Consider the following 13185-nt stretch of genomic DNA (forward strand, 5'->3'; position numbering starts at 1 on the left):
ATCGAATAGGTCTCGGCCGCGGTCTAGCCCAATAAGAAATGGGGCGCTTCGTCTTACGACGAAGCGCCCCTTTCGCTGCTCGGCGAGTGGCTACGCCACACCCTCCGCGCGAGCCGCGTTGCCGACGGCCTCGGCGACGGCCGGCGCGACCCGCGGGTCCAGCGGGCTCGGGATGATCTTGTCCGCGGACAGCTCACCGGCCACCACGTTGAAGATCGCCTCGGCCGCGGCCACCTTCATGCCCTCGGTGATGCGGCGCGCACCGGCGTCCAGCGCGCCCTTGAAGACGCCCGGGAAGGCCAGCACATTGTTGATCTGGTTCGGGAAGTCGCTGCGGCCGGTGGCCACGATGGCGGCGTACTTCTTGGCCACCTCGGGGTGGATCTCCGGGTCCGGGTTCGACATGGCGAACACGATGGACTCGGGAGCCATGGACGCGATGAACTCCTCGGCGATGGTGCCCGCCGACAGGCCCAGGAACACGTCCGCGCCCTCGAGCGCCTCGGCCGCGCCGCCGGTGAGGCCGCGCGGGTTGGTGCGCTGCGCCAGTTCGGCCTTCACGTTGTTGAGGTCGCCGCGATCCCGGCTCACGATGCCCTTGGAGTCGAGCACGACGATGTCGGAAACCCCGGCGGCCAGCAGGATGTCGGTGCACGCCACACCGGCCGCGCCGGCGCCGGACACCACGACCTTCAGGCCGGACATGTCGCGGCCCTGCACCGCGGCCGCACCCTTGAGGGCGGCCAGCACCACGATGGCGGTGCCGTGCTGGTCGTCGTGCATGACCGGGCAGTCGAGGGCCTCGACGACGCGCTTCTCGATCTCGAAGCAGCGCGGCGCGGAGATGTCCTCCAGGTTGACCGCGCCGAAGCTCGGGCGCAGGCGGATCAGGGTCTCGACGATCTCGTCGACGTCCTTGGTGTCCAGCACGATCGGGATCGAGTCCAGACCGGCGAACTTCTTGAACAGCGCCGCCTTGCCCTCCATCACCGGCAGCGAGGCGCGCGGGCCGATGTCGCCCAGGCCCAGCACGGCGGTGCCGTCGGAGACGACCACGACCAGGCGCTCGGCCCAGGTGTAGGTCTTGGCCAGACTCTCGTCCTTGTGAATGCCGCGGCAGACCTGCGCCACACCCGGGGTGTAGGCGATGGACAGATCACGCTGGGTGTCGAGCGGAGCGGTGAGTTCGACCGAGAGCTTGCCGCCAAGGTGCCCGGCGAAAATTTCTTCCGTGGTGATGTCGGACAGGTTCGCCCCATTGGACGCGGGGGCCTCGGTGGCATTCACTGCTTCAGTCACGGATGACACGATTTCACTCCTGATCGGTTCGGACTCAACCGTTTGACGGTTACCGTTCGGTAATAGCGGAATTTGTGGTTTCGGTGCTCATATATCTTTTGCCGCAGCCGCGTTCAGCGACGTCGACACCACTTCCGAGCCACTTCGTGGAAACCTTGCCACCTCATCGTGGCGACGCATACAAAGTATTACGGCATTGCGAGAAGTGTGTCGCGGCAGCGCAGATCGTCGAGCGAGAACCGGAGGGGTGTGTCCGGGCGATACAGCCGGGGTGACCTCGTGTGAACCCGCGAGTCGGGGTTCGTGATCACCGAGTGTCCCGGGCCGGGCGGTGGCTGCGGCCGGGATCGGCCCATTCTGCCAGTCGCTGCGACGGCCTGCCAAATCGCCCCCGGGTCCGTCGCGTCGCCTCACCATCGTTGAAGGGTAAGGCAGTCGAATCACGCCGAGATGAACAGGAACTCGCTGGTCGGAACCTGAACTCGGAGAACTGTCACAACGCGGTCGCGACGGCGGCTGTGAGCTGTCAAGCGGGGGTTGCACCCACCGCTGTGAGGTCAGGCCGGACCCAGACGCTGCCGAGACCCCCGGAGAGCAACCGTACGCGCCAGTCGCTTCCGGCGCCCGGATGGTCGGTGCGGCGATGCATGCCGCGGGTCTCGGTGCGGGCCAGGGCGGAGTACTTGGTCCAGCGGGCGACGGCCAGCAGCGCGGCGGCCTGCCGGGCGGGCAGGCGATCGGGTCCCTTTCCGCCGAGCGCCAATTCGACGCCGGGCCACATTCCGTCCAGTTCGCCGATGCTGTCGCGCAGGCTGCCGTCGCTGCGCCAGTAGCTGCGCCGCAGCGGCAGCGTGTGCTCCTGGACCAGGCCGACCACCGCGCGCGGATCGAGGCGCGCCCGGTCGCCCAGGCCCGCGCCGGGCACCGGGCGCGCCTTGCCGAGCTTGCGACGGCCCACGGCGAAATCGGCCGCACCCGCGCCCGCCCAGACGCCGGAGGCGATGGCCCACGCGCCGTTCTGACCGCCGAACCCGCTGACCGCCCCGGTGATGGGCTCCCGGGTGGTGACGTCGCCTGCGCCGTACAGGCCGGGAACCGTGGTCGCGCAGTCGGGTCCGGTCAGCCGCAGCCCGCCGGTGCCGCGCACCGTGCCCTGCAGCACCGCGCACAGCGGCACCTGACCGGTCAGGCTCGGCCCGTGCCGCAGCAGCTCCGCACGCACCGCCTCGGGCAGTTCGTCCAGCGCGGCGTAGACCCGCCGCCCGTCGGCGATGGCCGCGAAAGCCTGTGCCCGCGAACCGCATCCCTGCCCCCACAGCACCGCCCGCGACTCGTCGTAGAGGGTGGCGAAGTGCATGACCTGGTCGGAGGCGAATACCGCGGCGACCGGGCGGCCGCCCAGCAGCGGCGAATCGGCCACCGGGGTCAGCGAATACGCGTTGGAGAACTCCATGCCGGACAGCTCGGCCCCCGCTTCCGCCCCCATCAGCAGCCCGTCACCGGTGTCCACATCGGTGCCGGCGCCACCGGAGAGGAAGGCACAGCCGCCGGTGGCCAGCACCACCGCGCGCGCCCGGACGGTCCAGCCGCGGAACTCGCCACCCTGCGTCACACCCGCCGCGCCGGACACGACGCCGTCACGGTCGGTGATGAGCTGGAGTGCGGGATGGTGGTCGAGGATGCGGATCCCCGCGATCACCATGCTGCGCCGCAGCCGGCCCAGATACTTCGCGCCGTCGAGATAGACCCGCGCCGGGCGCTCGGCGTGTTCACCCCGGAACCGGAAGCCGCCGGTCACCAGCTGGGCGACACGCCGATGGGTCTCCTCCAGCACCCGGTACATCCACTCCGGGTCCCCCAGCCCGCCGCCGTGCGCGAAGTTCTGCCGCACGGCCTCCTCCCGAGCCGGACCGGCCGGAATGTTCCACAGCGTGACCCCGCCCCGCGCCGTCGGGCCGCTGCTGCCGCAACGGCTCTTGTCAGCGACCAATACCCGCGCGCCCGCAGCGGCAGCAGCCAGCGCGGCCCAGGCTCCGGCCGGGCCACCTCCCAGCACCAGCACATCGGCGTCGAATTCGGTCATAACGACAAATGTTCGACGACGGTTCACTCACTCGCAACCGTTATGGGTATTTCAATTCCACCACTGCGCCCAGAGCAGATATCCGGCTATCACGAAAACGACCAAACATCCGAAAAAAGCCGCAAAACCCCGATGTCTATCCGCATAAATTTGGGCGGCCAGCACGGCTGCCGCCGCGGTCACATGCCACGTCACCGCCGCCCATCCGGGGCCCGGAAAACCGCGCCGAGCACCGATGATCGCGGTGGTGACGACCGTGGCCGCCAGCACCAGCGTGCCCCCGGCGACCACTCCGCTCAGGCCCCGGACCACTTTCATGCGGTGATCACCGGGACGCCGCTCGCTTTGCCCACGATTTCCTCGAATTGCGTTGGGTCGGTGGTGAATTCGCCGAGCCGAATGGTCTTGTTGGCGCCGTGGTAATCCGAGGAGCCGGTCGTCAGCAAACCCAGCTCGGCGGCCAGCCGGCGCAGCACCTCGCGGTCCTCCGCACTGTGGTCGGGGTGATCGAGTTCCAGGCCGCCCAGCCCGAACTCGGTCAGCTCGCGAATGTGATCCAGCGCCAGCAGCCGCCCGCGCTTGCGAGCCCGGGCGTGCGCCACCACGCTCACGCCGCCGGCCGAGGCCACCATTTCGACGGCGCGCCGCAGCGGCGTGTCGGCCTTCTCGACGTAGTAGCGGCCGTGCGGGGCCAGCAGATCCTCGAACGCGGCGTCCACGCTCGGCACCACCCCGGCCTGCACCAGCGCCCGGGCCAGATGCGGGCGACCCGCCGACGGGCCCACGGAGGCCATGACCGCGTCCGGATCGATGGGCAGACCGTCGGCGGCCATCTGCTCGGCCATGGCCCGCAGCCGCACCACCCGCTCGGCGCGCAACCGCTCCCGCTCCTGCGCGAAGGACTCGTCCTCGGGGTCGAACAGGTAGGCCAGCAGGTGCACAGGCACCGTATAGCCGTCCTCCCCCAGCCCGACACACGACATCTCCATGCCGCGCACCAGCGTCAGGCCCGGAGGGAGCGCGGCGGCGGCCTCGGCCCAGCCGGAGGTGGTGTCGTGGTCGGTCAGGGCCACGACGTCGAGACCGGCAGCGGCGGCGTTCGCGATCAGTTCGGCCGGGGTGTCCGTGCCGTCGGACGCGTTGGAATGGGTGTGGAGATCGATGCGCACGCCCCCTATATTGCCTGCGGCCCGAACCATTGCCAGGGGGCGGGACGATTAGCATCCCTGATGTGTCCTCGATTCCGCCGCTGCCGTCCTTCCACTGGCCCGGGCGGTCCGGCGAGCCGCGCGACCCCGCCAGGATGCCCGTCCATCACAGCCGGATCGTCGACTGCGCGGTCTACGTCGACGGGGTGCGGCTGTTCGAGCACAGCTCCTACAAGAACGCGCTGGCCGAAGTGCGCGAACGCCACGAAGGATTCGTCTGGCTCGGACTGCTCGAACCCGGCAAGGAACTCATGGCCGATATCGCGCAGACCTTCGGCCTGCACGAACTCGCCGTCGAGGACGCGGTCAAGGCGCAGCAGCGGCCCAAACTCGAACGCTACGACGACATCCTGTTCCTGGTGCTGCGCACGGTGCGCTACGTCGAGCACGAGCTCAGCACGGTCAGCGAGATCGTCGACACCGGCGAGATCATGGTGTTCGCGGGACCGGATTTCGTGATCACCGTCCGCCACGGTGAGCACACCGAATTGAGCGGTGTGCGCAAGGATCTCGAAGCCGACCCGCGCCAGCTCGCGCTGGGGCCCGGCGCGGTCCTGCACGCGGTGGCCGACCGCGTGGTCGACTCCTACGTGGAGGTCACGGCGGCGATCGAGGAGGATGTGGACGCCATCGAGGAGGCCGTCTTCACCCCCGCGAACAAGCTCCAGATCGACGCCATCTACCAGCTGAAACGTGAAGTGGTGGAACTGCGCCGGGCCGTCAAGCCGCTCGGGCTGCCGCTGCAGGTGCTCACCCACGACACCACCCTGCCGCTGCCCAAGGAGATCCGCCGCTACCTGCGCGACGTGACCGACCACCACACCGCGGTCACCGAGCAGATCATCGATTTCAACGAATCCCTCAGCGCCCTCATCAACGCCGCGCTGGCCAAGGTGAGCGTGCAGCAGAACACCGATATGCGCAAGATCTCCGCCTACGCCGCCATGGCCGCCGTGCCGACCATGATCGCGGGCGTCTACGGCATGAATTTCGAATACATGCCGGAACTCTCGTGGACCTATGGCTACCCCATCGTGATCGTGGCGATGATCGCGCTGTGCGCCCTGCTGTACGCGAATTTCCATCGCAACAACTGGCTTTGAGCACCGAACGCCACCGGCGGCTTTGCCGGCCGCCTCGACGCGCCCGCCGCCGGGTTGCTATGAATTCGACTGTGTTCGTGATGAGGACTTCGCCGATCCGCGGCCGGATGGCCTGGTGGACAGCAATATTCGGGCTTCTCCTGGCCGTGCCGGTGCCCGCCGCGGCCGGCCCGGCAGCCGACTCCTACATCGACGCCCTCGCCGATGCCGCACCGGCACCCACCCTGCAGTGGACCGACTGCGATTCCGGATACTCCTGTGCGACAGCGCGAGTGCCACTGGACTACGCGCATCCCGAGGCCCGATCGATCGACCTGGCCGTGATCAAACTCCCCGCCACCGACCCGGCCCGGCGGATCGGCACGCTCTTCGTCAACTTCGGCGGCCCCGGTCGGTCCGGGGTGCAGCGGCTGCGGGAACGGGCGCACTGGTCGTGGCTGTTCTCCGACGAGCTGCGCGCCCGCTTCGATCTGGTGTCCTGGGATACCCGCGGCAGCGCGAACAGCGCACCGGTGCACTGTTTTCCGGATGCAACCGCGCAGCAGCTGTTCTTCGCCACCTATCCCCCGATGCCGGGCACACCCGACACGGAGCCGCCGTTCTTCGCGGCCGCGAAGACGCTGGCGGACAACTGCGGACAGCGTGCCGCCGACCTGCTGCCGCACCTGTCGACCGAGAACACGGCACGGGATCTGGATCTGCTGCGCCGGTCCGTCGGCGACGAGAAGCTGACGTACCACGGCATTTCGTACGGCACCTACCTCGGCGCGTTGTACGCCAACATGTTTCCCGGCCGGGTCCGCGCCCTCGCGCTGGACGGTTCGATGGACTTCCGCGGCAATGCCCTCGGTCTCGACGACGCCGCCGCCGACCAGCCCATCGACACCCGTCAGGATGTGGCCACCGGAATCGCGGGCGCGTTCGACGCCATGCTCGACGCCTGCGTGGCGGCCGGGCCCGAATGCGCCTTCTCCCAGGGAGATCCGCGGGGCAAATGGCAGCGGATCCTGGAACGGGTACGGCGCGAACCGATCTCGTGGGACGGCAAACGCTACGACTACGGCACCGTGGTGGCCGCGGCGGGCCAGCTGTCCAATCCGGCCGGCTGGCCGCAGGTCGCCGCCACCCTGCAACTTCTCTACGACCTGCGCGACACACCGTATCGGCCGACCGATGTGCTCGCCGAGACCGCGGCCCTGGTGCGGCAGGTGGCCGATATCGGCACGGGCAGCTCGCATGGCCTGGGCGGCACCGGCGCCAACACCTACGACGACAACTACACCGAGGCCTTCCACGGCGTCCAGTGCGCCGACAGCCGGGTGCCGCGCGACGAGCGGCGCTACAGCGCCCTCGCGATCAGTGAGGACCAGCGGGTGCCCGTCTTCGGCCGGCTCGGCGTCCTGGACGCGCTGACCTGCGCCTACTGGCCGCAGACCGCCGTGCACCCCTACTCCGGACCGTGGAATCGGCCGACCGCCCCGATCCTGGTGATCAACAGTCGCAATGATCCCGCGACACCGCTGGCCGGAGCCGCCGCCGGCGCGGCGGAACTGTCGGACGCGCACCTATTGGTGGTGGAGGGAGCCGGGCACAGCAGCATGTACGTGCACAGCACCTGCTCCGAGGCCGCGAAACGCGACTATCTCATCGCGGGAACGCTTCCGGTCGCCGGCGCGACCTGTCCGATCGACGGCAACCCGTTCGAGTAGCGCGACGCGGCGGTCGATCAGAGCGACGCTGCGGCCCGGGCGGGATCGCGCACATCGATTCCCGCCTCGGCCCAGGCGTCGCGCAACGCCGCCGCACCGCGAATCCGCACCCACGCCGCCTCCGTCGCGGTGATCGGCGCGACCGTCAGGAACCGCACGGGCTCAGCGGGTTCCGGCAGCGCCACCTCCGGGATGTCGCTCGCACCCAGCAGCACCGCGGTGAACGGCGCGTTGGTCCACAACGGTTCTCCCAGATCGAGCAGCGCATCCGCCTGCAGCACAACACCTTCCACCGCGGGCGCCGCCACTAGCACGCCCAGCGTGCGGGTCAGCCCCGAACCCGCGCCCGCACCGCCGCGCAGCGTCAGCACCAGCTCCGCGCGCGGCCCGCGCACCGGATCGGCCAGCGCCGCGGCCGGATCCGTCATCGGATGCCGGGAACCGCCCAGCGTGGCGTAGTGCACGAACTCACCGTCCGGGATACGCAGGATGTCGATGGGCTCCAAACCCAGGAACGTCACCGATGCCGCGTCCGCGGACTCCACCTCGAAATGACCGAGCACCGCGGCCCGGACCTGATCCAGTACCTCCATGGATCTAGATGGCCAGCCTGGCGAGCATGTCGCGCGCCTGCTCGGCGGTCTTCGGGTCGCACAGCACGTCGTAGCGGCCGGCCACCAGCTGCATGGTGGAGGCGAAGTCGCGCTGGCCCCGGGTGGCCGCGTACGGGATGGACGCGGAGATGAGGCCGAAGATGATGCCGCCGACCAGGCCGACCACCAGCGGGCCGATCGTCCCGCCGGGGGTGAACATGCTCAGCAGCAGACCCAGGAACAGGCCCAGCCAGGCGCCCGAAACCATGCCCCCGCCAATGACCTTGCCCCAGGTCAGCCGGTACAGCACGCGCTCGACCTGCATGAGGTCGACGCCGACGATGGTCACGCCCTCCACCGGGAACTGGTTGTCGGCCAGGTAGTCGACCGCCCGCTGCGCCTCGGCATAGGTCGGGTAGGAGCCGACCGGCCAGCCCGACGGTGGCGTCGGCAGGCCGGGACGGCCCCGGCTCGGATTCCCCATGGGATTCGTCATGACTCCATCATGCTATTTCGCGTCGACGGACGCCGATTCGCCGTGCCCGATTCACAGAGCAGGCGTGGTTCGCGCCATTCCGGCCGCCCTGCCCTTGTCAGCGATCACCTGAGCCATCTTCGCGCTGGCCTCGTCGATCATCTCGTCGCCGAGCATCACCGCGCCCCGCGCGCCGCCCTCGGCCGAGGTGTGGAACGCGTAGGCGTCGAGGATCTCCTCGGCCCGGTCGTAGTCGGCCTGGCGCGGGCTGAAGATCTCGTTGCAGGCGGTGATCTGATCCGGGTGCAGCACCCACTTGCCGTCGAAACCCAGTGCGGCCGTGCGGGATGCGTTGCGGCGGAAGCCGTCGATATCGCGGACCGCCAGGTAGGGGCCGTCGATGGCCTGCAGGCCGTGGGCGCGGGCCGCCAGCAGGATCGTCATATAGATGTGGTGGTAGGCGTCACCCGGCTCGTAGCCCTCGGGCTGCTCGCCCACCACCAGGGTGCGCATATTGATCGAGGCCATGAAGTCGGCGGGCCCGAACACCAGGGTCTGCACCCGCGGGCTCGCGGTGGCGATGGCGTCGATATTGCGCAGCCCGAGCGCGTTCTCGATCTGCGGTTCGATCCCGATCCGGCCGACCGGCAGCCCGTTGGCCTTCTCCAGCTGGGTCAGCAGCAGGTCCAGGGCCTGAACCTGCCCGGCGTCGGTGACCTTCGGCAGCAGGATGGCGTCCAGCTCCGAGCCCGCGCCCTCCACCACCGTGATGACGTCGGCATAGGTGTGCTCGGTGGTCCAATCGTTGACCCGCACAACGCGGATCTGGGCGCCCCAGCCGCCGGAGTTGAGGGCCGCCACGATATTCGCCCGCGCGGCCTCCTTCGCCGCCGGCGCGACCGCGTCCTCGAGATCCAGGAACACCTCGTCGGCGGGCAGTCCCTTGGCCTTCTCGATCATGCGCGGGTTGCTGCCGGGGACGGCGAGCACCGATCGGCGCGATGTCATGGCTCACTCCTTCACGTGGCGCGACATTTAGGACGCGTTTGACCCACTAGCCTTACCAAACATGGCAGCGACGAAGGTTTTCGCCGCCCGGTTGGCGGGCTTGGTGGTACTGGGACCGGACGGCGAGTCTATCGGCCGCCTCCGCGACATCGTGATCTCGATACGCTACGACCGCCAGCAACCCAGGGTGCTGGGCGTACTCGTCGAACTCCCCACCCGCAAGCGCATTTTCGTGCCAATGCTGCGGGTCCAGGCCATCGAACCGGGCGCGGTCACCCTCACCACCGGCACCATCAGCGTGCGCCGCTTCGAGCAGCGGCCCGGCGAGCTGCTGGCCATCGCGCAGATTCTCGACTCCACGGTCCGCGTCTCCGATCCCGAGCTGCCACAGCTGGCGAGCACGGACGTGGTGGTGGTCGACCTGGGCATCGAGCAGGGCCGCACCCGCGACTGGGTGGTGTCCCGGGTCGCCGTGCGCGAACGCCGCCGCCTCGGCGTGGGCTTCGGCCGGCGCGGCGCGGTGCACGTGGTCGACTGGGCGCAGGTGCGCGGCCTCACCCAGACCGAGCTGAACCTGCCCGGCCAGGACGTCACCCAGCTGCTCGGGCAGTTCGAGGGCATGCGAGCCGCCGACGTCGCGCACATGCTGCGCGAACTGCCGCTCAAGCGCCGCATCGAGGTGGCGGCCGCCTTCGACGACGAGCGGCTGGCCGACGTGGTCCAGGAGCTGCCCGAGAACGACCAGGTGGAACTGCTCGAGCAGCTCGGTGTGGAACGCGCGGCCGATCTGCTCGAGGCCATGGACCCCGACGACGCCGCCGACCTGCTGGGCGAGCTGCCCGAGGGCGAGGCGGAATCGCTGCTGGCGCTGATGGATCCGGAGGACTCCGAACCGGTGCGCCGCCTGCTCGAGCACGCGCCCTACACCGCCGGCGGTCTGATGACACCCGACGCGATCGTCATCACCGCCTCCACCACGGTCGCCGAGGCGCTGGCCCGCATCCGCGATCCCGAGCTGACGCCGGCCCTGGCATCCATGGCCTTCGTGGTGCGTCCGCCCACGGCCACCCCGACCGGCCGCTACCTGGGCTGCGTGCACTTCCAGCAGCTGCTGCGGGAACCGCCCGCGAACCTGGTCGGCGGCATCGTCGACACCGATCTGGTGCAGCTGCGGCCCGATGCCCCCCTCACCGCCGTGACCCGATATTTCGCGACCTACAACCTGGTGTGCGGGCCGGTGGTGGACGCGGAGAATCATCTCTTGGGAGCCGTCACCGTCGATGACGTGCTCGACCACCTGCTGCCCGAGGACTGGCGCGAGCAGGACGAAGACCATCACGATGCGCACGGCATGCCCGTGATCGAGGGGACGGGAGGCCGCGCATGAGCGAACGGCTCGAAAAACTCAGCGCCCGCCAGCGTTTGGAGACTCCGGTCCAGAGTCGCTTCCGCGGCCTCGACTGGGATCCCGAGGCGATGGCCCGTTCCAGCGAGAAGGTGGCCCGCTTCCTGGGCACCGGCCGCTACCTGGTGATCCAGACCGTCATCGTGGTGGTGTGGATCCTGCTCAATGTGTTCGCGCTGCGGCTGCAGTGGGACCCGTATCCGTTCATCCTGTTGAATCTGGCGTTCTCCACCCAGGCCGCCTACGCCGCGCCGCTGATCCTGCTGGCGCAGAACCGCCAGGACAATCGCGACCGGGTCTCGCTCGAGGAGGACCGGACACGAGCGGCTCAGACGAAAGCCGACACCGAATTCCTGGCGCGTGAGCTCGCCGCGCTGCGGCTGGCCGTGGGCGAGGTCGCCACGCGCGACTACGTGCGCCGGGAGCTGGACGACATCAAGGAGTCCCTGGTCAGATTGGAAAAACTGACAGTCGGCGACGAGGTCGCGAAGGTCAAGAAAGCAAAGAAGGGTACCGATCGGAAGCCTGATGAGGTCGCAATTTCGCCACAAAAAGATGGCGACTGACCACCGAAGTTGTTCCGATCCAGCTGACTCATGGGTAACCTGGATCACGTTGCTCCGAGCGACCGACCCAGACACAGCCGCTGTATGAGTGTCACCACGGGGCACCGGCCGCACGACTGAGGGGATTGTGTGGTGGCGAAGAGAATTTCTGCTCCGGTGACAGCGTCGGCACTGTTGATCGCGGGCCTGGTCACCGCCGGTTCTGCCACCAATATGACCGTCCACACCGTGGCCCCGCAGGCCGCCCCGGACGCATTGCTGGCAGCCGCCTCCACGCACAACGGGAGCGTGAACAGTCCCGCCGACACCCCCTCCGACCAGACCGTCGGCCTGGTTCCGGCGGCTCCGGAGGCCCCCCGCAAACTCAGCGCAATGACCCCGCCCGCCGACGGATCGCCGCTCTTCGGCGGCACCGTGCCGCTGCAGGACATTGCGCTGCCCGGCGGCAGTGGCGTGCTGGGCATTCCGGAGATCGTGCTGGCCGCCTACCGCAATGCCGAACTGGCGCTGCAGTCTTCGGACCCGAACTGCCATCTGCCCTGGTACCTGCTGGCCGGCATCGGCCGGATCGAGTCCAACCACGCCAACAACGGCCGCACCGACGCCGCGGGCACCACGGTCTCGCCGATCTACGGCCCGGCCCTGGACGGGACGCTGCCCGGCAACGAGATCATCAAGGCCAGTGACGGCAGTTTCGTGCGGGCTATCGGCCCCATGCAGTTCCTGCCCAGCACCTGGTCGGTGTACGCCGCCAATGGAAAGGGCAGCGGCACACCGGATCCCAACAATGTCTTCGACGCCGCGCTGGCGGCGGGCAAGTACCTGTGCTCGGGCGGCATGGATCTGGCCGATCCGCAGCAGCAGCTCAGGGCCGTGCTGCGCTACAACAATTCGGTGTCGTACGCGGCCAACGTGCTCAGCTGGGCCAACGCCTACAAGACCGGCGGCGCCCCGCAGCAGGTGAGGATCTCGCCGGATCTGGTGCCCAACAACTACATTCCGGTCAACGGCCCGGATATCACGGTGGCCTCCACTACGATTCCGGCCACCGCGGCGCCCGACACCGCGCGGCAGTCCACCACGCCGACGCCGACCCAGGTGATGATCACCATCCCGGGCCTGCCGCCGATCCCGTGCGGGATCTTCTGCCCGGCTCCGGTGATGCCCGCGAATCCCTGTGAGCAGGTGATGGTTCCGGTGCCGCAGCCGGATCAGAAGGCCGACAAGGTCCCCGGCGACCCGGACACCGATGACAAGACCAAGCCCGAGGACGCCGCCAAGGCCGAGAACGGCAAGCCGGCCGAGCAGCAGTTCGGACCCGACGGCAAGCCGGTGGTCAAGGATCAGCCCGCCGTCACCACCTGCAACACCCAGACGGGTCAGCAAGGCCAGAAGCCGCAGGATCAGCCGCAGCAGGCCGTCCAGCAACCGCAGGACCAGCAAACGGTCACGCCCTCCGCGACGCCCGAACCCGAGGCCGCGGCCCCGGCCGAAACCACGCCGGACGCCACCACCCCGGCCCCCGGCATCACGCTGCCGTTCGGCATCACGATTCCGCTTCCGGCGCCGGCCCCCGCGCCCGCACCGTAGCGATTGTGTGATTCGCGAGTTACGGCGCGCCGCTCCGGAACTCGCGTCTGACTTGCGTTTCCTTCAAATCCTGAGAGTTGGTCACGAAGGGGTAACAGGAAGGTCTCGGATAAGGTAACGTGGCCTTCGTTGCATCACCCCGGTAT

Annotated in this window: 12 protein-coding genes; 5 read left to right on the forward strand and 7 right to left on the reverse strand. The window is 69.0% G+C overall.

The features are described 5' to 3' along the window. Positions 1–90 precede the first annotated feature (90 nt). The 4 genes from ACWEKS_RS36075 to ACWEKS_RS36090 all read right to left on the reverse strand — a co-directional run bounded on the left by ACWEKS_RS36075 (position 91) and on the right by ACWEKS_RS36090 (position 4551). The gene (locus ACWEKS_RS36075) at positions 91–1299 is read right to left on the reverse strand and encodes an NAD(P)-dependent malic enzyme (RefSeq protein ID WP_452344256.1); all 1209 of its coding nucleotides are present in this window, start codon (positions 1297–1299) and stop codon (positions 91–93) included. 526 nt (positions 1300–1825) lie between these two features. After that, a complete protein-coding gene (locus ACWEKS_RS36080; protein WP_452344257.1) occupies positions 1826–3382 on the reverse strand; it encodes an FAD-binding protein in 1557 nt (518 codons plus the stop codon). Between the two features lie 51 nt (positions 3383–3433). Continuing rightward, positions 3434–3700, reverse strand: coding sequence for a hypothetical protein (locus tag ACWEKS_RS36085; protein ID WP_452344258.1), 267 nt, complete (start codon positions 3698–3700; stop codon positions 3434–3436). Continuing rightward, a complete protein-coding gene (locus ACWEKS_RS36090) occupies positions 3697–4551 on the reverse strand; it encodes a PHP domain-containing protein (RefSeq protein ID WP_452344259.1) in 855 nt (284 codons plus the stop codon). Before ACWEKS_RS36090 ends, ACWEKS_RS36085 begins: the two co-directional genes overlap by 4 nt. 71 nt (positions 4552–4622) lie before the next feature. Here ACWEKS_RS36090 and corA point away from each other — a divergent pair, with 71 nt between their 5' ends. Next, positions 4623–5693 carry a magnesium/cobalt transporter CorA gene (corA, locus tag ACWEKS_RS36095; protein WP_452344309.1) on the forward strand — a complete coding sequence of 357 codons (1071 nt, stop codon included), beginning with the start codon at positions 4623–4625 and terminating at the stop codon, positions 5691–5693. Positions 5694–5773: 80 nt separating this feature from the next. Next, complete coding sequence (locus ACWEKS_RS36100; protein ID WP_452344260.1) at positions 5774–7402, forward strand: alpha/beta fold hydrolase; 1629 nt, start codon at positions 5774–5776, stop codon at positions 7400–7402. 17 nt (positions 7403–7419) lie between these two features. Here the strand turns inward: ACWEKS_RS36100 and ACWEKS_RS36105 are convergent, their stop codons facing one another. The 3 genes from ACWEKS_RS36105 to ACWEKS_RS36115 are packed head-to-tail and all read right to left on the reverse strand — an operon-like array spanning position 7420 to position 9478. Further along, a complete protein-coding gene (locus tag ACWEKS_RS36105; RefSeq protein ID WP_379441106.1) occupies positions 7420–7995 on the reverse strand; it encodes a suppressor of fused domain protein in 576 nt (191 codons plus the stop codon). Positions 7996–7999: 4 nt separating this feature from the next. Further along, entirely contained in the window at positions 8000–8491 is a 492-nt protein-coding gene (locus tag ACWEKS_RS36110; RefSeq protein ID WP_452344261.1) for a general stress protein, read from the reverse strand. 51 nt (positions 8492–8542) lie between these two features. Then, positions 8543–9478, reverse strand: coding sequence for an HpcH/HpaI aldolase/citrate lyase family protein (locus ACWEKS_RS36115; RefSeq protein WP_452344262.1), 936 nt, complete (start codon positions 9476–9478; stop codon positions 8543–8545). Positions 9479–9539: 61 nt separating this feature from the next. Between ACWEKS_RS36115 and ACWEKS_RS36120 the strand changes: the two genes are divergently transcribed. The 3 genes from ACWEKS_RS36120 to ACWEKS_RS36130 all read left to right on the forward strand — a co-directional run bounded on the left by ACWEKS_RS36120 (position 9540) and on the right by ACWEKS_RS36130 (position 13039). Continuing rightward, positions 9540–10865 (forward strand): magnesium transporter MgtE N-terminal domain-containing protein, encoded by a 1326-nt coding sequence (locus ACWEKS_RS36120; RefSeq protein ID WP_452344263.1) that lies wholly within the window; start codon positions 9540–9542, stop codon positions 10863–10865. Then, positions 10862–11449, forward strand: a complete 588-nt coding sequence (locus tag ACWEKS_RS36125) for a DUF1003 domain-containing protein (RefSeq protein WP_452344264.1) — start codon at positions 10862–10864, stop codon at positions 11447–11449. Before ACWEKS_RS36120 ends, ACWEKS_RS36125 begins: the two co-directional genes overlap by 4 nt. Before the next feature lie 156 nt (positions 11450–11605). Beyond that, positions 11606–13039, forward strand: a complete 1434-nt coding sequence (locus ACWEKS_RS36130) for a lytic murein transglycosylase (RefSeq protein ID WP_452344265.1) — start codon at positions 11606–11608, stop codon at positions 13037–13039. Positions 13040–13185 lie beyond the last annotated feature (146 nt).

This window comes from Nocardia sp. NPDC004711, from assembly GCF_053601595.1.